At 67.7% G+C, this 24618-nt stretch carries 23 protein-coding genes, 1 pseudogene and 1 riboswitch; of the genes and pseudogenes, 7 read left to right on the top strand and 17 right to left on the bottom strand.

What is annotated here, in order from left to right:
* Position 1: 1 nt before the first annotated feature.
* From ribH to QWI33_RS05715, 14 genes are all read right to left on the bottom strand, one after another.
* Positions 2–472: a 6,7-dimethyl-8-ribityllumazine synthase gene (ribH, locus tag QWI33_RS05650; protein ID WP_289955768.1), complete on the bottom strand. Its 471-nt coding sequence runs from the start codon at positions 470–472 to the stop codon at positions 2–4.
* A 1-nt stretch (position 473) separates the two neighbouring features.
* Positions 474–1721, bottom strand: coding sequence for a bifunctional 3,4-dihydroxy-2-butanone-4-phosphate synthase/GTP cyclohydrolase II (locus QWI33_RS05655; protein WP_289955770.1), 1248 nt, complete (start codon positions 1719–1721; stop codon positions 474–476).
* Positions 1721–2308, bottom strand: a complete 588-nt coding sequence (locus QWI33_RS05660) for a riboflavin synthase (protein WP_289955771.1) — start codon at positions 2306–2308, stop codon at positions 1721–1723. Before QWI33_RS05660 ends, QWI33_RS05655 begins: the two co-directional genes overlap by 1 nt.
* A gap of 90 nt (positions 2309–2398) precedes the next feature.
* A riboswitch (FMN riboswitch) is annotated at positions 2399–2540 on the bottom strand.
* A gap of 79 nt (positions 2541–2619) precedes the next feature.
* Positions 2620–3612 (bottom strand): GGDEF domain-containing response regulator, encoded by a 993-nt coding sequence (locus tag QWI33_RS05665; protein ID WP_289955773.1) that lies wholly within the window; start codon positions 3610–3612, stop codon positions 2620–2622.
* A 7-nt stretch (positions 3613–3619) separates the two neighbouring features.
* Positions 3620–4315 (bottom strand): ribulose-phosphate 3-epimerase, encoded by a 696-nt coding sequence (gene rpe, locus QWI33_RS05670; RefSeq protein WP_289955774.1) that lies wholly within the window; start codon positions 4313–4315, stop codon positions 3620–3622.
* A gap of 65 nt (positions 4316–4380) precedes the next feature.
* On the bottom strand, positions 4381–5730 hold the full coding sequence (locus tag QWI33_RS05675; protein ID WP_289955776.1) for a glycoside hydrolase family 6 protein: 1350 nt from the start codon (positions 5728–5730) through the stop codon (positions 4381–4383).
* Positions 5731–5902: 172 nt separating this feature from the next.
* On the bottom strand, positions 5903–7279 hold the full coding sequence (locus tag QWI33_RS05680) for an RsmB/NOP family class I SAM-dependent RNA methyltransferase (RefSeq protein WP_289955778.1): 1377 nt from the start codon (positions 7277–7279) through the stop codon (positions 5903–5905).
* Complete coding sequence (fmt, locus tag QWI33_RS05685; protein ID WP_289955779.1) at positions 7276–8199, bottom strand: methionyl-tRNA formyltransferase; 924 nt, start codon at positions 8197–8199, stop codon at positions 7276–7278. The genes QWI33_RS05680 and fmt overlap by 4 nt, the downstream gene beginning before the upstream one ends.
* Entirely contained in the window at positions 8196–8747 is a 552-nt protein-coding gene (gene def / locus QWI33_RS05690) for a peptide deformylase (RefSeq protein ID WP_353895417.1), read from the bottom strand. Before def ends, fmt begins: the two co-directional genes overlap by 4 nt.
* Before the next feature lie 237 nt (positions 8748–8984).
* Positions 8985–9704, bottom strand: coding sequence for a hypothetical protein (locus tag QWI33_RS05695; protein WP_289955781.1), 720 nt, complete (start codon positions 9702–9704; stop codon positions 8985–8987).
* 2 nt (positions 9705–9706) lie between these two features.
* The gene (locus QWI33_RS05700) at positions 9707–10390 is read right to left on the bottom strand and encodes a hypothetical protein (protein ID WP_289955782.1); all 684 of its coding nucleotides are present in this window, start codon (positions 10388–10390) and stop codon (positions 9707–9709) included.
* Positions 10391–10392: 2 nt separating this feature from the next.
* On the bottom strand, positions 10393–11151 hold the full coding sequence (locus QWI33_RS05705) for a hypothetical protein (protein ID WP_289955784.1): 759 nt from the start codon (positions 11149–11151) through the stop codon (positions 10393–10395).
* A 2-nt stretch (positions 11152–11153) separates the two neighbouring features.
* Positions 11154–12029, bottom strand: a complete 876-nt coding sequence (locus tag QWI33_RS05710; RefSeq protein ID WP_289955786.1) for an ATP-binding cassette domain-containing protein — start codon at positions 12027–12029, stop codon at positions 11154–11156.
* Positions 12026–12391, bottom strand: coding sequence for a GntR family transcriptional regulator (locus QWI33_RS05715; RefSeq protein WP_289955789.1), 366 nt, complete (start codon positions 12389–12391; stop codon positions 12026–12028). The genes QWI33_RS05710 and QWI33_RS05715 overlap by 4 nt, the downstream gene beginning before the upstream one ends.
* Before the next feature lie 248 nt (positions 12392–12639).
* Between QWI33_RS05715 and QWI33_RS05720 the strand changes: the two genes are divergently transcribed.
* The 7 genes and pseudogenes from QWI33_RS05720 to QWI33_RS05745 all read left to right on the top strand — a co-directional run bounded on the left by QWI33_RS05720 (position 12640) and on the right by QWI33_RS05745 (position 20342).
* Positions 12640–13383, top strand: coding sequence for a TnsA-like heteromeric transposase endonuclease subunit (locus tag QWI33_RS05720; RefSeq protein ID WP_289955790.1), 744 nt, complete (start codon positions 12640–12642; stop codon positions 13381–13383).
* On the top strand, positions 13383–15362 hold the full coding sequence (locus QWI33_RS05725; RefSeq protein ID WP_289955792.1) for a TnsB C-terminal domain-containing protein: 1980 nt from the start codon (positions 13383–13385) through the stop codon (positions 15360–15362). The genes QWI33_RS05720 and QWI33_RS05725 overlap by 1 nt, the downstream gene beginning before the upstream one ends.
* Entirely contained in the window at positions 15359–16441 is a 1083-nt protein-coding gene (locus QWI33_RS05730) for an ATP-binding protein (protein ID WP_289955794.1), read from the top strand. The genes QWI33_RS05725 and QWI33_RS05730 overlap by 4 nt, the downstream gene beginning before the upstream one ends.
* Positions 16438–19041 (top strand): TniQ family protein, encoded by a 2604-nt coding sequence (locus QWI33_RS05735; protein WP_289955797.1) that lies wholly within the window; start codon positions 16438–16440, stop codon positions 19039–19041. The genes QWI33_RS05730 and QWI33_RS05735 overlap by 4 nt, the downstream gene beginning before the upstream one ends.
* Before the next feature lie 60 nt (positions 19042–19101).
* Positions 19102–19546: pseudogene (locus tag QWI33_RS29570) on the top strand (transposase); the annotation flags it as partial.
* Between the two features lie 5 nt (positions 19547–19551).
* Positions 19552–19839, top strand: a complete 288-nt coding sequence (locus tag QWI33_RS05740) for a hypothetical protein (RefSeq protein WP_353895418.1) — start codon at positions 19552–19554, stop codon at positions 19837–19839.
* On the top strand, positions 19836–20342 hold the full coding sequence (locus QWI33_RS05745) for an NUDIX hydrolase (protein WP_289955799.1): 507 nt from the start codon (positions 19836–19838) through the stop codon (positions 20340–20342). The genes QWI33_RS05740 and QWI33_RS05745 overlap by 4 nt, the downstream gene beginning before the upstream one ends.
* A gap of 115 nt (positions 20343–20457) precedes the next feature.
* On the opposite strand, the gene QWI33_RS05750 is transcribed toward QWI33_RS05745, so the two are convergent.
* The 3 genes from QWI33_RS05750 to QWI33_RS05760 form a co-directional block, all read right to left on the bottom strand.
* Positions 20458–21762, bottom strand: a complete 1305-nt coding sequence (locus tag QWI33_RS05750; RefSeq protein WP_289955801.1) for an adenylyl-sulfate kinase — start codon at positions 21760–21762, stop codon at positions 20458–20460.
* Positions 21763–22041: 279 nt separating this feature from the next.
* Positions 22042–22692, bottom strand: coding sequence for a hypothetical protein (locus QWI33_RS05755; protein ID WP_289955803.1), 651 nt, complete (start codon positions 22690–22692; stop codon positions 22042–22044).
* A gap of 291 nt (positions 22693–22983) precedes the next feature.
* Entirely contained in the window at positions 22984–24573 is a 1590-nt protein-coding gene (locus QWI33_RS05760) for a DUF5677 domain-containing protein (protein WP_289955804.1), read from the bottom strand.
* Positions 24574–24618 lie beyond the last annotated feature (45 nt).

Consider the following 24618-nt stretch of genomic DNA (forward strand, 5'->3'; position numbering starts at 1 on the left):
GCTAGTCGAGCGAGCGGATCGCCAGCGCGGCGCCGAGGGCGGCGACGACCGCCTCGTATCCCTTGTCCTCAGTGGAGTCGGGGTAGCCGGCGCGGGCGAGGGCCTGCTCCTGGTCGTCGACGGTGAGCACGCCGTGGGCGACGGGCGTCGACTCGTCGAGCGCGACCCGGGTGAGCCCTTCGGTGACGGACTTGCACACATAGTCGAAGTGGGCGGTGCCGCCGCGGATGACGGTGCCGAGGGCGACCACGGCGTCGTACCTGCGGGCGAGCGCCTGCGCGGCGATCGGGAGTTCCACGGCGCCGGCCACATGCAGGACCTTGACGTCGGCGACCTTCGCGTCCGCGGCGGCCTCGAGGGCGCGCTTGAGCAGCTGGCCGACGATCTCGGTGTTCCAGTCCGTGGCGACGATCCCGAGCGTGAGGCCGGCGGCGTCGGGGACGTTGACGGCGGGTGCTCCGTGTCCGGCCATGTCAGGCGGCTTCCTTTCCGGCGAGGACCGGCGCGGGCAGGTCGGCCAGCAGGTGGCCCATGCGGTCGCGCTTGGTCGTCAGGTAGGCGAGGTTGTCGGGCGTGGCGTAGGTCGGCAGGGCGACCCGGTCGAGGACCTCGAGGCCGTGGCCTTCGATCCCGGCGCGCTTCTCCGGGTTGTTGGTCAGCAGGCGCATCGACTTGATGCCGAGGTCTTCAAGGATCTGCGCGCCGATGGCCCAGTCGCGGGCGTCGGCGGGCAGGCCCAGTTCGAGGTTCGCGTCCACGGTGTCGCGGCCCTGGTCCTGGAGCTGGTAGGCCTGGAGCTTGTGGACCAGGCCGATGCCGCGGCCCTCGTGGCCGCGCATGTAGAGCACGACGCCGCGGCCCTCGGCCTCGACGGCGCGCAGCGCGGCCTGCAGCTGGGGACCGCAGTCGCAGCGCAGGGAGCCGAAGGCGTCGCCGGTGAGGCATTCGGAGTGGACGCGCACGAGCACGTCCTCGCCGTTGCCGATGTCGCCCTTGACGAGTGCGACGTGCTCGTTGCCGTCGAAGACGGCGCGGTAGCCGATGGCGGTGAACTGGCCGGACTCGAGCGGGAGGCGGGCCTCGGCGAGGCGCTTGACGTGCACCTCGTTGCGCTGGCGCCATTCGGCGAGCTGGGCGACGGTGATGAGCAGCAGGTTGTGCTCGTCGGCGAAGGCGCGCAGCTCGGGCAGGCGCATCATCGAGCCGTCGTCGTTCATCATCTCGGAGATGGCGCTGACCGGCTGCTTGCCGGCAAGGCGGGTGAGGTCGACGGCGGCCTCGGTGTGGCCGCGGCGGACGAGGACGCCGCCGTCCTTGGCGCGCAGCGGGACGACGTGGCCGGGCCGGTTGAGGTCGGTCGCGATCGTCTCGGGGTCGGCGAGCACGCGGATGGTCTGGCCGCGGTCGGCGGCGGAGATGCCGGTGGTGACGCCCTTGCGGGCGTCCACGGAGACGGCGAACGCGGTGCCCTTGTAGTCCTGGTTGGTGTGGTGCGCGGGCGGCAGGTCGAGCCGGTCGGCGGTCTCCGAGGGCATGGCGACGCAGATGTAGCCGCCGGTGTAGCGGATGGTGAAGGCCATGAGTTCGGTCGTGGCGTCCTCGGCGGCGAAGACGATGTCGCCTTCGTTCTCGCGGTCGGTGTCGTCGGCGACGATGACCGGCTGGCCTGCCTTGATGGCGGCGACGGCGTCCTCGATGGAGTCCAGGCGGATCTCGTTCATCAGATGCTCCCTGCGGAGAGGAGGAGTTTTTCGACGTGCTTGGCGACGACGTCGGTCTCGATGTGGACGGGGTCGCCGACCTGCTTGCGGCCCAAGGTGGTCGCTTCGAGGGTGGTGGGGATGAGGCCGACGGTGAACTCGTCGCCGTCGATGGCGGCCACGGTGAGCGAGGTGCCGTCGATGGTGATGGAGCCCTTCTCGACCACGTACTTGGCGAGGCCCTCGGGGAGGCGGAAGGTGACTTCCTCCCACTCGGCGGCGGGAGTGCGCGCGATGATCTCGGCGACGCCGTCGACGTGGCCCTGCACGAGGTGCCCGCCGAGGCGGGTGGTGAGGGTGGCGGCGCGTTCGAGGTTCACCTTGTCGCCCGGTTCGAGCTTCCCGATGACCGAGCGGCGGTAGGTCTCCTCCATGACGTCGGCGGTGAAGACATCGCCTTCGACGCTCACGACGGTGAGGCAGACGCCGTTGACGCTGATGGAGTCGCCGAGGGCGGCGTCAGAGCTGACGACGGGCCCGCGGACGGCCAGGAACGCTTCACTGGCCTTGACGACTTCGCCGAGTTCTTCGACGATTCCGGTGAACACGGTTGGAACTCCCTACCTGCTGCGAACTACCTTCGGTACGCAGGCGGGGGCAGGAGAAAAGCTCGCAGGGGCCACCAGTGGCCACCTCCGTTGCGTCTGCTCCCATCCGGACTTTAACCGTCGGTCCTGGATTCTCACCAGGTCAACCGTCCGCTGGATGCGGACGGGTCGCGGACTTGCGGCTTTCGCCGCTCACCGCCGGCTCGGAATTGCACCGACCCCGCTGACGCGCGTTTGCTACAAGGAATTGTGCCACGGGGATATTCCGCAGCGGTCCTCACTGTGACGCACCCTACTGGCGGCGGGCGGGTTCAGCGCTCGTTCGTCCAGAAGACGGGACGGCGGTTGGTGCGGCCCGGAGCGCGGCCTTCAGGGAAGGCCACGTAGTTGCCGGGGTGGGATTTGGCGACGCTCTTGAGGGTGGTGGCCTCGGCGACGGCCTCGTAGGCGTCGGCGAAGCGGCGCACGGTGGAGAGCGCGACGCCGGTGGAGAGCGTGGGCAGGCGCGAGCGGGTGAGGCGGCGGGAGGCGCGGTCGGCGTGCTCGATGTAGCCGCGCTCGACGTCGCGCGGCTCGCAGAGCTGGCGGACGCGGCGCGCGAAGTGGTCGTTGAGGAAGCCGGTGACGGCCTCGGCGTGCTCGGGCAGGCACAGGATGGTGAAGTCGTCGCCGCCCACGTGGCCGAGGAAGACCGGGGCGGCCCCGGCGTCCCCGGCGGCGGCGTAGACGCATTCGGCGAGGGCCCGGATGAACTCGTCGCCGCGCACGAACCCGTAGACGTCGTTCACCGCTTTGAACTGGTCGATGTCGATGTAGCACAAGGCGAACGGATCGCCGCGCTTGATCCAGGCCTGGAGCTCGCGGAGGATGCGGTCGTTGCCGGGCATCCCGGTGAGCGGGGAGGACTCGCGGACCTCGCGGTGGCGGCGGATCGCGGAGTCGATGCGGGCGGAGACCTCTGCGGGGTCGAAGGGCTTGGCGATGTAGTCGTCGGCGCCGGCTTTGAGGCCGGCGATCTTGTCGGCCGAGGAGGGCCCGGCGCCCAGGAGGATGAGCGGCAGGCTCGCGGTGGCCGGGTCGGCGCGGAGCTGGCGGGTGAGGGCCAGGCCGTCGATGAACGGCAGGTCGGCTTCGAGGAGGACGATGCCGGGCCGGCGCAGCGCGATCCCGGCGAGGGCCTGGTAGCCGTCGCGGGCGAGCGCGGTGTCGAACCCGTCGGCCCTCAGCCGGGCGGCGAGGAACTCGGCGATCTCCGGGTCGTTGTCGGCGATGAGGACCAGTTCTGCGGGGGTGGGGGCTGGCATGGTCGCATCATCCGGATGATCGCGCCGCGTCGGCGCGGGCGCGCAGGCGCCGGGCCGCGTCGGCGGGGTCGGCCGCGCCGTAGACCGCGGTGCCGGCGACGAACGCGTCGGCCCCGGCTTCGGCGGCGGCGGCGATGGTGTCCTCGGCGATGCCGCCGTCGACCTCGATGCGCAGTTCCAGGTGGCCGGAGTCGGCGTGGGCGCGGGCGGTGCGGACCTTGGCGAGCAGCTCGGGCATGAACTTCTGGCCGCCGAAGCCGGCCTTGATGGTCATGATGAGGAGCGTGTCGAAGGCCGGGAGGATCTCGAGGTAGTCCTCGACGGGGGTGTCGCGGTCGATCGCGAGCCCGGCCTTGGCGCCCGCGGCCTGCAGGTCCTTCGCGAGCTTGACGGGGTCGTCGGAGGCCTCCGCGTGGAAGGTGACGTTGTAGGCGCCGAGCTCGGCGTAGCCGGGGGCCCAGCGGTGCGGGTCCTCGATCATGAGGTGGCAGTCCAGCGGGATGTCCGTGGCGGCCTTGAGGGACTTGACGATCGGCGGGCCGAGCGTGAGGTTGGGGACGAAGTGGTTGTCCATGACGTCGACGTGGAGCCAGTCGACGGCCCCCTCGACCGCGTCGGCCGCCTCGGCGAGGCGGGCGAAGTCCGCCGCCAGGAGGCTCGGGGCGATGACGGTGTCGGCCTGCGCCGTTCGGAACTGTGCCACACGGACAGTGTAGGTCGCAGAACCGCGACGCAGGCCGGACACCGGGTGCCTGTTGTGATCTCAGGTCAGCAGGGGACGTCCATATCGGCCGGCGAACCGGAGGCGACGAAGCCGAACAGCTCCTTCGTCTGGCCCGCCGCGACGGAGCCGTTCCAGCCCACGTCCTTGGCGGTCACCGTCTTCCCGGAGGTGCTGAGCTGGGTGTTCCAGCTGCTCGTGACCGTTTGGGTACCGGGCCAGGTCCACGAGATGGTCCAGCCGTTGACGGCCTGGTCGGCGGTCATGGAGACCTTGCCCTGCCAGCCGCCGTTCCAGGTGCTGACGGCGTCGATGTGGATGGTGCAGTCGGTCTCGCCGGGCCCGCCGGTGGTAGGGCCGTCGGTCGGGGTGGTCACCGGGTCGGTCGGATCGACCTGCCCGGGCCAGCCGCTTCCGGCGTTGTTGGCGAGCTGGTAGGCCAGGTCGGGGATGAACTGGCCGGCTGCGCCGGCGCAGCCGTCGGCCTCGCCGGGGAGCTTGACCCACAGGTACGCGTCGATGCCGTTGACGCCGGTCGAGGTGGTCGGGTGCTTGCCGATGGCGCGGCCCGCGGGGTCGCACCAGTCGTTGGGGTTGGGCGGGTTCAGCGGCCCGTTGCCGTTGCGGCTGGTGTCGATGACGACGCCCTTGCCGGTGCCGACGATGTTGCGGACCTGCTGCGCGTACGCGGTGGACTCGTCGGTGGTGCGGTAGTTGGAGACGTTGAGCGAGAAGCCGTCCGCGTACTGGATGCCCGCGGCCTGGAGGCGCCTTCCGGCCTCGGCGGCGGTGAGCCAGGCCGAGTTCCCGGCGTCGAGGTAGACCTTGGCGGCCGGGTCGGCGGCATTGAGCTTCTGGGCCGCGTAGGAGAGCGAGGCGTTGATCTGGGCCCGCTCGGTGGCGTTGTGGCAGTCGTGCGCGATCACGTCGGGCTCGATCACGATGTACGCGGGGCCGTCGATCTCGTTCGCGATCTGGTCGATCCAGCCGCGGTAGGCGTCGTGGTTCGGGGCGCCGCCGCCGGAGTGGCCGCCGCAGTCGCGGTTGGGGATGCCGTAGACGACCATGATCGGGGCCGCCCCGGCGGCGGCCGCGCCGTCGACCACGGCGGCGACCTGGGCTGCGATGCCGCCGGTGGGCTGGTACTGGGTGAACCAGTTGCCCGCCGGGGTCTCGGCGATCCGGTCGCGGATCATGTTCGCGCGCCAGTCGTTCGGGTTCTGGTTGACCCAGCGGGCCGCGCCCGTGTTCGGGTTCGTCCACAGTGCTTGGGCTTGCGCCGAGACGTCCTCCTGCGCGCCCGCATTGGGGCTGAGGAGGAAGCCCGCGCTGAGTGCGGTGGCGACTGCGGTCGCCATTCCCGCGACGATCGCCGCGAGACGCTTTCGTCGGTTCATCAGGTGCTCCTAGGGTCAGTTGTGCCGGTAACCCGGGGGCAATATTCACCCCTGTCAATGTATGGTAGCGCTTCCAAAATGTGGGGCTTTCGGTGACCCGCCCGAAAAAACAGGCCTCCCCCCTGCGACCGGTTCGCACCGTGACGCGGGAGGAGGCCCTATAGCTGGAGCGTTACCGGTTGCCGGTCTTGCGCAGCAGCGCGAGGAACATCGCGTCCGTCCCGTGGCGGTGCGGCCACAGCTGCGCGAACTCGCCGCGCTCGGCGCCGGGCACGCGATCGAGGAGCCACTCAGGACGGACGAGCTCCGCTCCCCCGTCCTTGAGCACCGACTCGACCACCGCTTCGGTCTCGGCCGTCACCGGCGAGCAGGTCACGTACGCGACGATCCCGCCCGGCCGCGCCAGGCGCAGACCCGAGGCGAGCAGCTCGCGCTGCAGCGGCACCAGGTCGTCGATGTCGCTGCGCTGCTTGCGCCACCGCGCCTCCGGGCGGCGGCGCAGCGCGCCCAGGCCCGAGCACGGGGCGTCCACGAGCACCCGGTCGGCGGAGTCCGCCTTCCCGAACGTGCGGCCGTCGCCGGTGTGGACGGTGACGGGCAGGCCGCGCACGGCCTTGGACACGAGTTCGGCGCGGTGCTGCTGGATCTCGACCGCGTCGATGCTTGCACCCCGCTGCGCCGCAACCGCACCGAGCAGGCCGGTCTTGCCACCGGGCCCGGCGCACAGGTCGATCCACGACCGGTCCGAACCTTCCAGCGGCGCCTCGGCGAGCTGCAGGGCGACCAGCTGGCTGCCCTCGTCCTGGACGTGGGCGAGACCGGTGACCACCGCCGGGAGACGACCCGGGTCACCGCTCGGCATGTAGACCGCGTACGGCGACCACTGGCCGTGCCCGCCGCCGCGCGACTCGCGCGAGAGGTCGCCCTTCGTGATGCGACCGGGCTTGGCGCACAAGTGCACCGGCGGCGCCACATTGCTGGCCGCCAGCGCGTCCGCGAGCTCCTCGGGGCCGAGCACCGCTTCGAACTCGCTGGAGATCCACTGCGGGTGCGCGTAGCGCAGGGAGAGGTCGTGGAGGCGGTCGCCGGTGGCGAGCTCGGCGGTCCACTCATCGAGGTCCTTCGCGGCGACCTTGCGCAGCACGGCGTTCGCGAGCCCGGAGACGCGCGGCGAGACCGCGGCCTTGACGAGGCTGACCGTGGTGGCGACGGCCGCGTGCGCGGGGATGCGCATGTACAGCAGCTGGTAGGCGCCCAGGCAGAGGGCGTCGACGAGGTCCTGCTGCAGCTGGCGGATCTCGCGGCCGGAGGCGGCGGCGAGGATCGCTTCGAGGGTGCCGAGGCTGCGGAGCGTGCCGTAGGTGAGCTCGGTGGCGAGCGCGGCGTCGCGGCCCGAGTTGTCGGTCTCGGCGAGCATCCGCGGCAGCACGAGGTTGGCGTAGGCGTTGTCGGCGGTGACCGCGTTGATCGCGTCGAAGGCGACGCGGCGCGGATTCACCTTCGGACGATCGCTCTCGGGCGCTCGTCGGCGGTTTCGTTTGTCGCTCATGCGAACACCGGGCTCTCAATCTGGAGGCCGCGGCCCCATGCGGCGGCGTCCATGGGTTTCTTCCCGGCGGGCTGGACCTGGTCGAGGAGGACCGGGTCGGTGGCGGTGCCGACATGGACATGGTGCTTGGCGAGACTGATCGCGCCGGGGGCGAGGCGCGGGCCTTCGGGGTCGGGGCGGACGGGGCCCAGGCGCAGGCGCTGGCCTTCGAACTCGGTCCAGGCCCCGGGGGCGGGGGTGACGGCGCGGATGCGGCGGTCGACGGCGAAGGCCGGGTCGGTCCAGCGCACGCGGGCGTCGTCGACCGAGATCTTGGGGGCGTAGGAGACGCCGTCGTCGGGCTGGGGCTCGCCGGTGATGATCCCGGCCTCGAGGGCGTCGACGACGTCGACGGTGAGGCGGGCGCCGGCCACGGCGAGGCGGCCGAGGAGGTCGCCGGAGGTGTCGGTGGCGGCAACGGGCTCGGTGAGGCGGCCGTAGACGGGACCGGTGTCGAGCCCTTCTTCGAGTTGGAAGACGCAGGCGCCGGTCATCTCGTCGCCGTTGAGCACGGCGTGCTGCACGGGGGCGGCGCCGCGCCATGCGGGCAGGAGCGAGAAGTGCAGGTTGATCCAGCCCAGGCGCGGGATCGCGAGGGCGGCGGGAGGTACGAGCGCGCCGTAGGCGACGACGGGGACGAGGTCGGCGTCGAGTTCGCGCAGCCGGTCGAGGAATTCGGGTTCGCGCGGTTTGGCGGGGGTGAGCACTTCGACGCCGTGCTCGTCGGCCCAGGCGGCGACGGGCGAGCGGGAGACCTTGCGGCCGCGTCCGACTCTCGCGTCGGGGCGGGTCAGGACGGCCGTCACTTCGTGGTCGGACGCGTGGAGGGCCTCGAGGGTCGGCAGTGCGACCTCCGGGGTCCCGGCGAAGACGATCCTCATCGCTTGAAGAACACACCCTTGGAGTCGTGGGGGGTGATTTTGACTTTGACGTCTTCGTTGTACCAGTCCTGGGACTGGATCTCGGCCATTGCGGCCTTGCGCCGGTCGGAGTCGAGGCGGTCGATGAAGATGATGCCGTCGAGGTGGTCGGTCTCGTGCTGGAGGCAGCGGGCCATGAGGCCGGTGCCGACGATCTGCAGCGGGTCGCCGTATTCGTTGAAGCCCTTGGCGACCACGTTCTGGCGGCGGATCGTGTCGAAGTAGAGGCCGGGGAGGGAGAGGCAGCCTTCGGGGCCGTCCTGCTCCTCTTCGTCGGGGAACTCGAGCACGGGGTTGACGATGTGGCCGATGACGTCGTCGACGTCGAAGGAGAACACGCGCTTGCTCACGCCGAGCTGCGGCGCGGCGAGCCCGGCGCCGCCTTCGTCGCGCATGGTGTCGAGCAGGTCCTTCACGAGGCCCCGCAGTTCCTTGTCGAAGGTGTCGACGTCCTCGGCGGCGGTGCGCAGGACCGGGTCGCCGAAGATGCGGATGGGCTGGATCGACAATGTGCTGACCTTCCGATGCGTGTACTGGCCGTCTACCAGTGTCCCACCCGCCGGAGGCGCTGCGTGAGGGGTCGGCGCCCGGTGTGGTGCGGATCGGGGCCCCCGCGCCCCGGCCGGGACCGCGGCGGCGGTAGCCCGGTCGGCGGCGAGCATGAGCCCGGCGACGAGGCAGGCGGCGGTGCACACGAGCAGGACGACCACGGGGAAGGACGCGGCGAGGCTGAGGAGTCCCATGGTTCAGGCCGATTTCGGGTGCATCGGGGCCCTCGCCAGGAGGGCCCAGGTGAGGAGGGCGAGCGGGACGGTGAAGGCGAGGTCGATCAGCGCGAGGTGGTTCATGGTCATCTCGACGGGGACCTCGACGAGGGTGCCGTCCCCGAAGGGGGTGTCCTGGGCGAGGTTGCGCATGAGCGAGATGGCGACCGGGCGGTAGACGACCGCGGCGACCAGGAGCGCGCTGGCGAGGACGCCGAGCCGGCGACCGGGGAAACGGAGCTTCGCGGCCCCGGCGGCGGCGCCGACGGTGAACCAGAGTGCGGAGCGGGCCAGGGAGTCGAGCGGGCCGCGCCCGTAGAAGCCGATCTCGGAGTCGGCCGTGGGCAGATGCTCCAGGATCAGCCGGCCGGCCTGGGTGAGCGCGGCCGCGGTGACGACGGTGGCGAGCCCGTAGAGGGCGAATCCGGCCAGGAACTCCTTGCGGGTGAAGCCGTGGACGATGGCGAGCGGGTAGCCCTTGGACAGGTGGAGCCAGCCGGCGAGGAACATGGCGATCGGGAGGGCGAGCAGGACGTAGGTGGCGAGCTCCTCGGTCTGTCCTTCGGTGGCCGCGTCGAGGATCGCAGACGTGACGACGAGGACGACGAACGCGGCGGTCAGCCAGAGTCCGAGGGTCCGGGCGGTGTCGTTCGCGAGTCGCGCGGCGAGATGGTACTTGCGTTGGGCGAGCACGGCGTTCATGGTCAGGCTCGCTTTCCTCGGATCGGGATGGAACGCAGGGCGGCGACGCATCCGGCGGCCAGGACGACGGCGATGGCGAGCGCGGCGGCGGCCGAGGCCGCGGTGGACCAGCCCGGGTCGAACCACGCCTCGTTGAACTCGAGGTAGAGGGTCGCGGCGTAGAGCCCGCCGGTGCCGATGAGGACGGCGGCGCTGAATCCGCGGCCGCCGCTGTACCCGGCGGAGAGGGCGCCGACGAGGACGCCGGCGAAGAAGTAGACGGGCGTGATGGCGAGGTAGCGGGCGCCGGAGGCGAGGGCTTCGCCGAGGCTCGTCGGCGGGTCGGCCACGAGCGCCATCAGGGCGTGCTCGGCGGCGAAGCCCGCGGTCAGGTACGCCGCGAGGCCCACGGAGGCCAGGACGCCGAAGACGATGAAGGCGACGGTGATCTCGCGGCGGGTGCAGCCGCGGGAGATCCAGACGGCGAGGTTGCCGAAGATCATCATCCCGGCGGTGCCGGCGGCGAACCACTGGAGGACGGCGGCGGTGATGGACCACAGTCCGAGTTCGAAGACGTCGGCGAACACTGCGGAGAGGACGGGGACCAGCACGATCCCGGCGAGGAGCCACCACTTGAGCCAGGCGGTGGCACCGGTGAAGAGGCGCCGGCCGAACCGGTAGCGGCGCTGCATGAGTCGGGTTTCCATGGTCAGGCCTTCTTCGATCGCAGGGGGATGTCGATGAGGATCTGGCGGGCGGCGATCGCGAGCACGACCGCGACGGCGGCGATCCCGGCGAGGATGGGGGCGCGGCCCCATTCGTCCATGAAGCGGCCGAGGAAGCCCATCCAGCCCGGGCCGAACGGCTCGGTGTCGTACAGCGCGTTGTCGAGGCTGAAGACGACCGGGAGGACGGGGACCAGGAGCAGCCAGCCGCTGCCCTCCCAGCGGTAGGAGGCGGCGCCGATGACGGCCCCGGCGGCGAAGTAGGCGAGGTACATGAGCGGGTAGACCGCGGCGAAGGCGACGGTGTCGCCCCAGGAGCCGAGCGCGGTGGTCGTGTCGCCCGCCTGGATGCCCTGGGTCCAGCCCATGCCGTCGTAGTAGGCGCGTTCGACCAGGAGCCCGGCGAAGACGAGGGCGCCGATCGCGACCGACCACAGGAGGCCGAAGACGCCCATGGCGACGGCGAGTTCGCGGCGGGTCATGCCGGTGGCGATCATGTTGGGCACCAGCGCGTACAGGAAGCCGCCGGCGACGAACGCGGTGAACCACTTGCCGATGTTCGCGGTGTAGAACCAGGTCGAGAGTTCGATCTCGGTGTACTGCGAGAGTGCGAGCGGGCCGAGGAAGGCGAGCACGACGGCCGCGACGATCCAGTACTTGAAGTACTTGAGGCCCTCTCCGGCGATGCCGACGCCGAGGGCGAAGCGGCGGTTGGGAAGCGTGAGGTTCGCGAGGGAGGGCATCGTCAGGCTCCGTTGCGGTTCGGTTCGGTGAGGTGGATGAAGAGGTCCTGGAGGCCGACCGGGCCGATCTCGAGCCCGGCCGCGGCGGCGCGCTCGCGGGTGCCGGCCTCGAAGGCGGCGACGGTGGTGCTCTTGGTGCCGCCGAGCTGCTGCTCGGCGAGGACTTCGAGGCCGGCGGCGATCGCGTCGACGGCGGCGGCGGGGCCGGTGAGGGTGGCGCCCATGTTCTGGAAGACCTCGACCTCCTCGTGGCGCAGGATGCGTCCCTTGTCGACGATGACGACCTCTTCGAGGTAGTTGGCGACCTCGTCGATGAGATGGGTGGAGAGGATGACGGTGTGGGGGCGGTCCATGTACTCGGCGAGGAGCTCCTTGTAGAACGCGTCCCGGGTGGGGGCGTCCATGCCGAGGTGGACCTCGTCGAACATGGTGAGTTCGGCGCGGGCGGCGAGGCCGCAGATCGCGGCGAGGATGGAGCGCTTGCCTCGGGAGAGTTCGCGGACCTTCTTCTTGAGCGGCAGCTCGAAGCGGTCGGCGAGCTTGAGGGCGTAGGCGGTGTCGAAGGCGGGCCGGATCTGGCCGGTCTCGATGGCGGACTTGACGGTGTCGGAGTCGTCGAAGTCGCCGCCTTCGCGGATGAGGGCGACGCGGGAGACGATCCCGGCGTTCTCCCACACGGGTTCGCCGCCGACGAGGATCTCGCCGCTGGTGGGCTTGCGGAAGGCGGCGAGGAGGCTGAGGAGGCTGGTCTTGCCGGCGCCGTTGCGTCCGAGCAGGCCGTAGATCTTGCCGGCCTCGAGTTCGAGGTTCACGTCGGCGAGCGCGTCGGAGTCGCGGTACTTCAGCGTGACGTCGCGGAGGGTGGCGGAGAAGCTCATTTGCGGGCGCCTTCCTGGGCTTCGAGGTAGTCGATGATGTCGGTGAGCGAGATGCCGGCCTGGCGGGCCTCTTGGACGAGGGGGGCGAGCACGCGTTCGAAGAACCGCTCGCGGAAGTCGGCGGCGAGCCGGTCGCGGGCGTCCTCGGCGACGAACATGCCGACGCCGCGCTGCTTGTAGAGGACGCCTTCGTCGACCAGGTCCCGGAACGCCTTCTGCGCGGTGGCGGGGTTGATCTGGTAGAAGGCGGCGTACTGGTTGGTCGACATGACCTTGCCTCCCGGTTCGAGCGAGCCGTTCATGATCTCGGCCTTGATCTGATCGGCGATCTGCCGGTAGATCGGTGTGCCGTCATCGAACATCTCGCCTCCTTCGGTGTAGAGCGAATGGTTCGTTGGTTCAGAGGTTCATTACTTGACTAATGAACCATAGCACGAAGGTGCCGACGCGTGTCAACCCGCGCAGGCGCGCAGCATTGCGGGTGTAGGTTCTCGTTTGTTCTGTCGGTGTCTCACTGAAATGACGCCATGGATGTCGGTTTCGTCATCCCAGTGAGAAACCAGGCTTGTGGGTGACAGACACGACGCCGCGTCGCGTTCATGCTGTTCTCATGGCGGGAATCCTGGAAGATCGGCTGGCTTCGGTCGAGGTGCGGTACCGACGTGATGGCGGCGAGGTCGTCGACACGACGATGGATCTGGCCCGCATCGACGCGCTCGCCGGATCGATGCCGGTCCGCGAGTTCCGTTGGTACAAGGGCCGGAAGCACTATTCGGGCTGGTACTGGTCGTCGACGACCGGCGGCATGGTCGCGTACGAGAGTCTGTTGGAGCTGGCTCGGATTCTGCTGGCCGACTTCGACCCGGACGTCTGCGGGATTGCCGCGCAGCCGTTCCAGATGGCCGAGCGCACAGAATCCAAATCACGCAGTCATGTTCCCGATCTCCTGCTCTTGCATAGGGATCGCACTGCCACGGTGGTCGACGTCAAGCCCGCACACCGGTTGGACGACCCGGTGGTCACCACCGTGTTCGAGTGGACCGGCTCGCTGGTTCGGATGCGCGGCTGGCGGTTCGAGGTCTGGTCGGGGGTCGATCCAGTCCAGCTGGAGAACATCCGCTTCCTCGCGGGGTATCGGCGGCCGAGCGTGGTCGACGCGGCGCTGCTGGAGCCGGTTGCGGAAATAGCGGCCAAGCAGGACACGATCTGCGGAGTTGAGATAGCAGCCCGGTCCCTGGGGCCGGCGGGGCTGGTCAGGCCGGCGTTGCTGCATTTGATCTGGCGCGGCGTCGTTGCCGCGGACTTGTCGGACCCGTTGAGTCTGGAGACGTCGATCTGGTTGGCGGAGCGGTGATGTCGGAGTTTGTGATGTCGGTCGGCCCGGGTTCGCAGGTGCTGTTCGATGGCGACCTGGTCCGGGTCGAGGAACTTGACTCGGTCGCGGCCACGGTCATTGTCAAGGTCGAGCGGACCGGCCAGTATCGGGTGCTGACACTGTCACGGCTGATCGCTGGGAGCACCGCGCTGGAGGTCCCTGCCGAGCCGTTGCCCGCCGGAAGCATCGGCACGACCTATGCCGGCCTGACTGCCGCACAGCGGGAACGGCTGGAAACGCGCGCGGCGCACCTGCGCGAAGTGCTCACCGACGACGGGCGGCGGCAGGCCGACCGCCTGGCGGACAAGGCCGTTGAATTGGGAGTAGCGGTCCGAACGATCGAACGCTGGCTGGAGGACTTCCGGCGCGACGGCGAGGCCGGGCTGGTTGACGGTCGGGTGCTCGGCCGCCGGACCACCTCGGTCGACCCCCGATGGGACGCGGCGATCAAGCAGATCCTGGACGAGAAGGTGAACGCGTCGACACCGACCGGGTCCGCGGTGATGGGGCTCGCGGTTGAGCGGCTGGAGCGCGAGTACGGGGCCGGAGTCGTCCCGCTGCCGTCCAAAGCGACTGCCTATCGGCGGTTCGCGGAGCTGACTCGCGGGACCAACGCCGTCTCGGGCAGCGCCAAGGGGCGCCGGTCGATCGCCGACCGGCCTCAAGGGGTCTACGGGCGACTGCGGGCGACCAGGCCGGGCGAGTACCTGATCCTGGACACACAGGACTTGGACGTGTTCGCGATGGAACCGGTGACCTGCCGTTGGGTCCGGGCGCAGCTCACGGTCGCCCAGGATCTGTTCACTCGCTGCATCGTAGGCATGCGGGTCACGGCAGTGTCGACCAAGGCGGTCGACGTCGCCGGGGTCCTCTACGAAGCGGTCGCTGGTCGCGAAGCGCCGCCAGCCTGGCCGCCCGAAGCGGTCTGGCCCTACCACGGCGTCCCCAAGCATCTGGTCTTCGACGAGTCGGAGACCATGGCTGGACCGGTCTGCGCCCCGGAGACGTTGGTGGTCGACCACGGGAAGGTGTTCCTGTCCGCGCACGTCATCGGGATCTGCACCCGCTTGGGGATCTCGATCCAGCCCGCGCAGACGAGGAAGCCGACGGATAAACCCACGGTCGAACGGTTCTTCCGCACGCTCCGCGAGGGCCTGATCCAGCACCTGCCCGCTTACAAGGGCCCTGACCTGCACTCGAGGGGCGAACGGGTTGAGGATGAGGCGTTCTTGTTCCTGCACGAACTCGAAGATGTCATCCGCGAATGGATCGCCCTGGTTCACCACCGCACCAAGCACTCCGGCCTCGCCCTCGCCGAACATCCGGGGCTGGAGTTCTCCCCGGCGGAGATGTTCGCGATCGGCCTTGCCAAGACCGGGCGCCTGCGGCTGCCGGTCACACCCACGCTCGCCTTGGACTTCCTGCCGGTCCGAGCCCGCACCATCCAGCATTACGGCGTCGAGATCGACGGCCTGCGATATAACGGCCCTGGACTCAACGGCTACCGGGGCCGGACCAGCCCATTCGGCGGTGCTCTCGCTGGCAAGTGGCCGATCCGTATCGACCCGGACGACGTTCGCTTCGCTTGGTTCCAAGATCCCGCGGACCGCCAATGGCACCAGCTCGACTGGGAGCACGCCGCGATGCTGCACACCGGGTTCTCAGCGGAAGCCGCGGCCCACGCCCGACGACTCGCGGCGGCAAGGAACGACCACGTCGACCCGGCCAAGGCCTTCGCGGCGATGCTGCGTCGTTGGGACAGCGAACTGGTCACCGATAGAAGAGAACGGCGAATGTTGGCCCGATGGTCGGCCCAACACGCTGCCCTCCCGGTCGAGCGGATCATCACCAAGCCCTCTGGGACTACGCCTGAGGATGACACAGCCGAAATCAGTGGAGACGACGATGACATGGACTTTGTCGGCGACTGGGACGAGGGCTACCGGGTCTTGAGATGAACGACGCCTACAGCTTGTCGCACAAGGAGGGCTGGCGGCGCTGGGTCGACAGCCCCGGCCGGCCCCGCCCCGAGCGTCTAACCGTTCGACAGTTGGGGAACCTCAGTCTCGCGGCGAGGGAAGACTACGACGAAGCCCGCGGCTACTGGCACTCCAACTTCGGCACCCTCGAAACCCCGCAGCTCAAGGCAATCCACGACGATCTCGACCTCATCGTCTCCAGCAACCGCCACGACCCCGACCGCGTCAGGGGTGCGGCCGTGATCGACGCCTTGGCAGGACTGGGAAAGACCACGATCACCAGAGCGTTTATTCGCGACTTCGACCGCCGGCAGCGACGCCGATTCGGTGACACCGTCGGCGACCATGAACACCTGCCGGTATTCAACATCGGGCTGTCCTCACAGACGACGCTGCGGAGCTTGAACCACAAGATCTGCGAGTTCTACGGCCGCCCGGGGATCGAACGCGCCAACGCCGCACGGCTGGCCGACTTCGCCGTCGACTGCGTCAACTCCTGCGGCACCCGTATCGGCTTCATCGACGACCTGCACTTCATCAACATGCGCCACAAGAGTGGTGTCGAGGTCGCGAACCATCTGAAGTGGCTGGCGAACGAACTTGCGATCACCTTCATCTTTGCCGGTATCGGGCTTGAGAAGCGTGGGTTCTTCTCTGAATGCTTCGAAAAGGAGGACCTGGAAATGGCCCAGACCGGCCGCCGTTGGACCCGTCTGGCTCTGCCGCCGTTCACGGTCGCCAGCGAGTCATGGAAGCAGGCGTGGTACTTGCTGCTTCGCGCCACCGAACGCAACCTCGTCCTCGCCGACGCGCACAACGGCATGCTGACCGATATCTCCGACTATCTCTTCGCCCGCAGCACCGGACACATCGGCTCGCTCTTCACCCTTGTCGAGCGCGGCTGCCGGCAAGCCATCAAAACCGGCAAGGAACGGATCGACATCGACCTGCTCGACACCTTCCGCATCGACCAGGCAGCCGAGAACGAACGGCGCAACCTGCAGGCCTCGTTCGATAAGGGCACGCTCAGCACTCGCATCACTCGGCCCGACTCGTGACAGGCAGCGGACGCTCGCTGCCGGTCCGTGTTCCTCTCCTCGAAGGAGAAGCGCTCGACTCTTGGCTCTTCCGCCTCGCGATTCGCAACACGATCCCAGCTCAGCATCTCCTGCCGTCACTAGAGTTGTCGGAGCCTGCCCGACGCTGGCGCAACCATGGGCTGATCCACGACCTGCCGACAGCGTTGCTGCGCCGGATCGAATCCCAGACCGGCCTGACGAACGGTCGACTCGACCACGCCGTCCTCGATCGCTTCGCTTCCCTAGGCTGGGAAGCGACCTCAGGATCGCGCTACTGCATCGACTGCCTGGGCGAACCTGATCCGTATTGGCGGATCCGATGGCGGCTTTCGTATTCCCTCGCCTGCACCCGGCACTCATGTCTCCTTGCCGTCTGTTGCCCCGCCTGCGGTCTGCCTCTGTTCAGGCGTGTCACGAAACTGGCTGGAACCCTCCCACCGACCCACTGCACCAGCCCGACCGGCAAGTCGTCCGGCATCTGCGGAGCCGACCTGCGTGAGTCCCCTCTGATCAACCTGACACACAATGATCCCCGCATCAAGGCTCAGCGCTGGATCGACGAACGGCTTGACCGGATGGACGGGCCGTTCACCACCGATCTTCGCGACCTCGACGTTCTCGCTCGCTGGTATCGCAAGCGGATCGTCCCGGGTGACGTCGCCTGTCTCGATGCCGCCACCGCGGACGCCTTCACCGCACTCCGCGATCCACGACAGCGATGGTCGCCTCGGGCGCCGCGACCCGACGCGATTCTGGTCGATGCCGCCGCTACTTGCTTTGCGGTCGGCCTGCTCACCGCCGAAGATCCAGCCGCTCGCTACCAGCGCTTCCATCTCCTCTTCCGAACGGTTCCCAACGCGGACAAACCCCGCGCCATTCCGTCAGCGCCGGCAGTTCTTTCCCGCAAAGCCCTCGAACCGCTCTCAGTTTTCCGGCAACAGCAGATACTTGCCGCCTGCGACAGGCATCTAGGATTCGCCGAACGACTGCGCTACTACACGTCCACGGCGTACCCCCGTATGACCGAGGCCGGTTCTACCGTTGCGCTTGAACGCGCGCGATGGGTCCCGCAACACCTCTGGCAGGACTGGCTGATCCGGTTCACACCCCAGCGGGGGTTTCGCGCTAACGTCATCGCAATCGAGTTGCCGATCGCGCTGCTCCTGCCAGGGAACCCGCTCCGGAGGATCCGGGCCGCGAGCGAGCTGAGCCCACGGCGAAATAAAGTCGGTGTTACCTTGCAAACGCTTGTCGCTCACTACCCTGATGTTCTCACCGCTATCCATAATCTCGCGGGCTACCTCGACTCCCACGGCGGCGCGATCGACTATCGCCGGCGTCGGCAGGTGTTCACGAACATCGACCTCACCGAACGCCAATGGGAGCAGTTCTGCCATGAAGCCGATATTCGGCCCGGCCAAGGAACCAAAGTCCGCATGGCACGCCTTTACCTGTTTGAGCTCCTTACCGGCACGAATGCCTTGACTCACGGCAGCCTTCCCGAAGACATCCGCTCCAAGTCCGCCCAGTCATACAGCTACGCATACCGACATTCCATGACCCATGCGATGCGCGGCAGGCTGCACGCGCATGCTCGTGAACTGCTGGATGCGGCAGGGATCGCGGAGCCACTGTCATGGAGCCCGCCCGATAGCTGCGTCACGGGAATCCGCCTCCCTGGAATAGACCCGAATTCCCTGTCGTCAGCGGACATCGTCGACTGCGTCGAGCATCAACACCTGACGCCGAGCGCGATCGCACAACGTTTCGGGACGTCGCTCCAGCACATCTACTACCTCATGGAGCCGCTTGAATGGCGGGTTCACTCGTTGGGCCTCAAACCCCGCACGACCGACGGCAGGAGAGCACGGAAGACTCAGTCAGCCCGAATTCCAGGTTCTCGAAGGAGCCTTGCCGCCCACGTCCTGACCAAAGATTTCCTCGAAGAGCACCTGGTCAAGCAAGCAATGTCCACCTTTGAACTAGGACAGACGACAGGATTCAGCTCGGATACCGTCCGCCAGCATGCCAAACGCCACGGAATTGCGCGCCACCCTCTGACGACCGCCGCCAGGTTCAACGTCGACGTCGCCTGGTTTCGTGTTCAGGCTGAGACGCACCACCGCACCAACACCGAACTCGCCGCGGAACTCGGCCTCAGTCACCGCGCCGTCAGCAAGATCCGCGCGCAACTCGGAATTACACCGAGTACACCAGGAGCCTGGCAACGACCACACTGTCCTGACCTTCCTGTCGATGTCAGAAACGCGATCGAGGGACGGAGAAACGGTTGGACGCGTCTTTACCGGTTCGAACAGGTCATGGCCTACCCGTTCTTCAGCGTTGCAGCGAAGGAGCTCGGTTATGCCGCAAACAACCTTTCCATGCAAATGGCCCAGCTTGAACGCGATATCGGCGGGAAGCTCATCAACCGGGCCCGCCATCCACATCCCATGCGGTCCACGCCCCGCGGCGAGCGTCTTCTTGCCGCACTCGAATCGCCACAGATTCAGGTGCTGATGCATCGCTATGCTCGCACCCCGGTCTCCCGATCCGACCGCAGTTCTAAGAGCTCCTAACACATTGGGGTGCAATCATGCCGGTGGGGCTGGGCGCGCTGTTATTGGTTCTCTTGGCGGGTGAGCAAACCGTGGATCGTTGATGATCGGCTGTGGGCGCTGATCGAGCCGCTGTTTCTCGGGTGGCCGCCTGGGCGGCGTGGGCCGAAGCCGATTCCTGACCGGGGCTGTGTCTCCAGGGCGTCCTGTTCGTGCTGTATGCGGGGATCGGGTGGGAGCACTTGCCGCAGAAGCTCGGGTTCGGTTCGGGTATGACCTGCTGGCGGCGGTTGGAGCGGTGGTGCCGGGCCGGGGTTTTCGAAGCGCTCGACCGGCTGCTCCTGGCGCGCCTGCATGCCGCCGGCGAGGTGGACTGGTCCCGAGTTTGCGTCAACGCCAGCCATGTGATGGCCAAGAAAGGGGGCTCGGGGGTAGGCCCTCGCCGGTTGACCGCGGTAAGCCCGGCTCGAAGCACCACACCGCGCCAAGAAGGTCCGGGAATGGGTCGCCGATCGGAACGACCGGATCGATCTGCATTTCTTGCCCGCCTTCGCCCCGCACCTCAACCCCGACGAGCTGGTCAACGCCGATCTGAAGCACACGCTCGCCGACCAGGTCATCACCGACCGGGCCCAGATGGAGCGATCAGTCCGGGCGTTCTTCCACCGCGTTCAGAAGCTCCCGACCCGTGTGCTCAGCTACTTCCAAGCGCCGCATACGAAGTACGTCAGCTCAACCATCGAGTTCGACTGTGAGGTACTACGGTGGAGCAAATTCCTCCCGGAATCCGTCGGCCGCATCGTGAAGGAACGACCGTGACCCTACAGCGACACTTCACCGCTTCCGTCTGCGTCTTCAATGACGAAGGCGCGATGCTGCTCGTCCACCACCGGAAACTCGACCTTTGGCTCTACCCAGGTGGCCACATCGATCCCAACGAGGCTCCGGACGAGGCCGCCAAACGCGAAGTGTTCGAGGAGACCGGAATCGAGGTGGAGATCATCGCGGAATCCCTTCCCTCCTACGCCGACGTCACGGCCCTCATCCCGCCATGGCGCATCATCGAGGTAGCTACCGAAGACAAACACATTGGCCCTCACCATCACATCGACTTCGTCTACGTCGCCCGCGTTGCCCATCCGGGTGCCACGCGCGGCTCCGGACAATTCACCGTCGCCGAGGACGAAATCGTTGACTGCCGCTGGGTGCCAATCGACCGATTCGAGGACTACAAGACGCCCTCCGTGCTCCCCAAGCTCGCCGCCGATGCTGCAGATTGGGCCGACCGAGTCCAACGATCGAACCCAACCTTCAACCAATAAGTTTCGGATCAATAACCTCGGATCAATATCCAGCCTTGGCTCCGAGCTTCGCTGCAGATCGCAACCGCCGCTCGGCGGCAGTACCGAGTTCGCGGGCGCATTTCGGAGTCTGTGGTCAGGGTCGGTGCTTGATCAGGTCCATGATGGCGTCGGCGAGCTCGTCCGCGGTTCGGTCGCTGGTGTCCAACTGGAAATCGCCGATGCGGTCCCTATCGAGCTGGGCGGCTTCCTCCTTGGCCGCCTCGATGCGGCGTTCGAGGTCGGCCTCGGGCAGGCCGCGCAAGTCATCGCCTGGAAGCTCGACGCCGACACCCTGGCCCCGCAGCCGGATCCGGTCGGCAAGAACCTCGGGCCGGGCGTCGAGGCGTACGACCGCCGGCTCGCAGTCGGGTACCGCGTCCAGGTAGTTTCGCGCTGTCGCCGCTCCTCCTCCAGTGCCGGACACCACCAGGTACTCCGAACCGGCGTCGCGGTGGGTCTGCCATAGCGCCGCGAGGTTGCGGGCTTTGAGGCGGTGGCCGTCCGGGTCGTCCTCGGCGGCGGGCCGGAACCAGCCGATCTGCGCGAGGTCGACGTACGACGCCTTGACACCGGATCCCAGGAGCCGCATGAAGACCCCGAAGGCCACCGTGGACTTCCCCACACCCGTGGCTCCGCAGATCCACGCCATCGGCAACCGGTCGCTCTCGACCGGGGCCGGAGCGTCGAACACCTCGACACTGCCCGAGGTGGCACCAGGCCAGTCGCCGAGGCGTCCGCGGACCAGCTTCACCACGTCCTCGACGCTCCTGCCGCCGGTGTCGACCAGGTGGTCGGTGAGCGGCTCGCGTTCAAGCTGAGCGGCAAGCGCGAGCGCCGGCTCGATCAGGTACTCCGCGCCGCGCCCGATCAAACGGTCCCGCAGCTCCTCGGACCCGACCCTGAGCTCGACAAGCGTCATCGCCGTGTCGGGAACCTGCGCAGCGTAGTCCGCGACCGTCGCCGCGTCCTCCACCGTGCCGGACACGATGAGGCACTGCGCCCCAGCTGCACGGAATCCCGGCCATACCGCGCCGAGCCCCCGCGCCTTGACCTGGTCCTCGTCCGGATCCCCGGGCCGGGCGGGATATGCCATCCCCACCTGATCGCCGTCGACGAACGCGACCTTGACGCCTTCATCGGCGAGCTGCGAGTAGAGCGCCCACGCGGTCGAGGTCTTGCCCGAACCGGCCGTGCCGATGAGCCACAGGAGGGGGATGTCTGCCATCGGGCGAGCATAGGAGCGAACGATCACCCCGGCAAACGCTTTTCGCGCCGGTCCGACCGTCCGCAACCATGTGGCCGGACAAGGTCGCCGCGTTCTCGGATCGGGCCCGCTCGCCAAGCGCAATCCGCGCGAGACCCTGAACACCATCACCATCACCGCCTCGGCTGTGCTCATGCCGACCTGACCGGGGCCATCGCCCGCCTCCGCAAGGTCTCCAGCTAAGACGGTGAGAACCTGCGCATGTCCACCCTCAGATCGTTACCCAGACCAACCAGGCCTGCCGGTAGTAATCAGCAAAAAACAACGCTAAGGCCCTGTCGAACAAGGGCACTGGTCAGTGGGTGCGCGCGGGCGGGTAGGTTCCCGAGCCGTGAGCGCACGACATGTTTTCTCCGAGGCCGAGCTTGACCAGCGTCCTCGACGTCGGGCTCGGCGAGCTTGATCAGGTCCTGTTCACGCCTGCTCCTTCGCTTCCAGCTTGCGCGCCAGGGCCGATCCGAGGCGCGGGCGCATCTCGGTGTAGCCCTGTCGGAGCTGGGCGATGACCCGCTCGACGGCCTCTTCGTGCAGTCCGGCCAGGAGCGGCCGCAAGTGCGCGCCGTCGTTGGCGAGCAGGTTCTTCCGGGTCTCGAGGTCGACACCGTCGAGCAGGCTGCGCAGGTTCGCCATGGCGGCTTCCTCTGGGCTTTCCTGGGTCTTCTCCCGCGGGGCCGGGCCGATGAGCTCGGCGACGGCGTCGATATCGGCCTGCTTGATGGAGCTGCGCACGGTCGACGCGGGCTTGCCCGCGGCACGGCCGAGCACGTCAAACGAGTACGGGCGGCCGCGGACATGCTCGCGGGCGTAGGCGAACAGCAGCTGACGCTGCTCCTCTTGGGCATTGATGATGTGGCTGGCCTCAGTGATGGCCTCCAGCAGCGGGTCGGTGCCGGAAGCCTCGAGGGCCTCCTCCATCTGCCCGGCCAGTTCCTCGCGGGCGTCGTAGGTCGCGTCGAGCGTGTTCTGGTGCTCCTCAAAGTACGTGGGATCGGCAAACACAGCCAGCTTGCCCGGCAGCGGCATCAGGATCGCGACAAGATCGCGAATCAGTGGATCTTTAACCATGGAAGCGAGCCTAGCAGGCTTAGCGAGTTCTGCATAGAACGTGAAATCTGATTATATGGCGAAATTCTGTTGTTTCAGCGACATTAGCTCGTCAGGAAACGATCGATTTCTGACCCGTCCGGCCGAGACGCGGCGACTGGCCCGCGCTGGGGGCCGGAGAGCGGTCAAAAACTCGTTCTAAACCTACGGGTCCCGTTCACTCATAGTGACCAGAGCTCAGGCAGCCTCCTGGAATACCGACTACTTGAACAGCGGGCGCTACCAGTCCGGCAGGCCAACCACACGCGATGCTCAATCAATAGGTTTCGGATCAATATGCGAACGCGTTGCGACAGCGTCAGGGGCGGTCTCAAGAATCTCGAAACTGGTGCGGATCAGGACGCGCAGAGAGTCGATCCATGCCTCGGCGAGCGACACTTGACCTCCGGGGTTCAGTTGGAGACTGGGGATCAGATGCCCACGGTGGAGGATGTTGAGGCACCGCTCCATGCAGTGGGCTTCGACTGACCACCATTCGGTGTGGGTGACGCCGCTGGAGACCATGTACGCCTGCCGGTACAGGTCCAACAGGCCCGTGTCGGTGGCCATCTGCCGCAGCGACGTGCCGGCGAAGGAGTCGCTCGTGTCAACGACTCGGTGGTCGAGAACGCTGTGGTTGTGGCTCAGTCGGGCGAACTCCTCAGCGGCTTCAGCAGTATGCTGTTGCACGCCTTCCCCGGTGAGCTCCTGAACGATCCGCCCGTAGAGCTTCGCTTTCCCTGCACCGTAGTCCTGGCACCGGCGATAGATCGACCGGTCTTGAAGTGCCATCCATGCCAGGCGGATCCGGACCTCGACGAGCATCCTCCCGATGTGCGCGCCGTGCTCGATGCACCACAGATCAGGAGCGCCGAGCGCGGCAATGACGTCGCGGCCGGCCCTGGTGACAGTGCCGGCGTGCACTTCCTGGCGCTCCTGTTCGTAGAGCTGCGACGGGGAGGTCTCCAGCGCTTCGATGTAGCTGGACACCATTTCCATCGCGATCTGCTGTAGCCGGGCGGCATGTTCGGTCGCGGTGCTTGCCGACTCGTCCTGCTCACCCTCGGCGGGGCTGGCCTGCTCCTCCAGCTCAAGTTCACGGCTCCGCACGCACAGCGTCGTCGTCCCGTTGGTGTCCCAGAATGATCTGGCCCACCACGTGACCGGTTCAATCCAGGACGCGTCTGCGGTGGTCTTCCCTGCTTTGCGGGCACCCCAGCTGGCGCGGATGAATGAGTCTGCGAGCGGACGGGTGGCTGGGTCTATGGGATAGTCCACCAACAGGTCACGCGTGGTCGTGTCAGTTCGAAAGGTGCCGGCTTGGACGGCGCTCCAGATCGGGAGGCACTTGATGAGCGCTTCGCGGTGGCCGTCCGTAATCGCTTGGATTATCGCCTGCGCGAGCAATTCAAGGTCGTCCTGGTCGGGGGAGGTCTCTTCGGATTCGGCCAGCCATGGAGCCGGCCGGTCCGGGAAGGTCGTGAGGACTTTGACCACCCTTGGTGGGAGCAGGCCGAACTCAATCGCGCGGCCGCGGATAAGCGTGGCCGCCTTTGGATCTTTAGCGGCCAGACCAACGAGGCTCGTCAGCCTTCCGTCCGTGCCTTCCGCCAGCATCTCGGGTTCCGCTGCTTCGGCGAGATCATTCTGAGTCGCCTTCTGCCACCTTACGAAGTCGCGAGCGGCTTCGTTGCCGCGATCGGACAGGACGAGGATGGGCCACAGGAGATCGGGAAGATCGTCTCGGACCCAATCGCCTACTTCAAAGACGCCAGTCGCAACCAGGGTCGAGAGGAACCGCCGCCCTTGCCTGACGTGCCCCGCGAGTGGACCGGACTGCTCAATGTGCTGCTGTCGACGCATGTCCCGAGCGTACGCAGGACCTCCGACACGCCTGGTTGCTCGATC

This window comes from Glycomyces tritici, assembly GCF_030403505.1.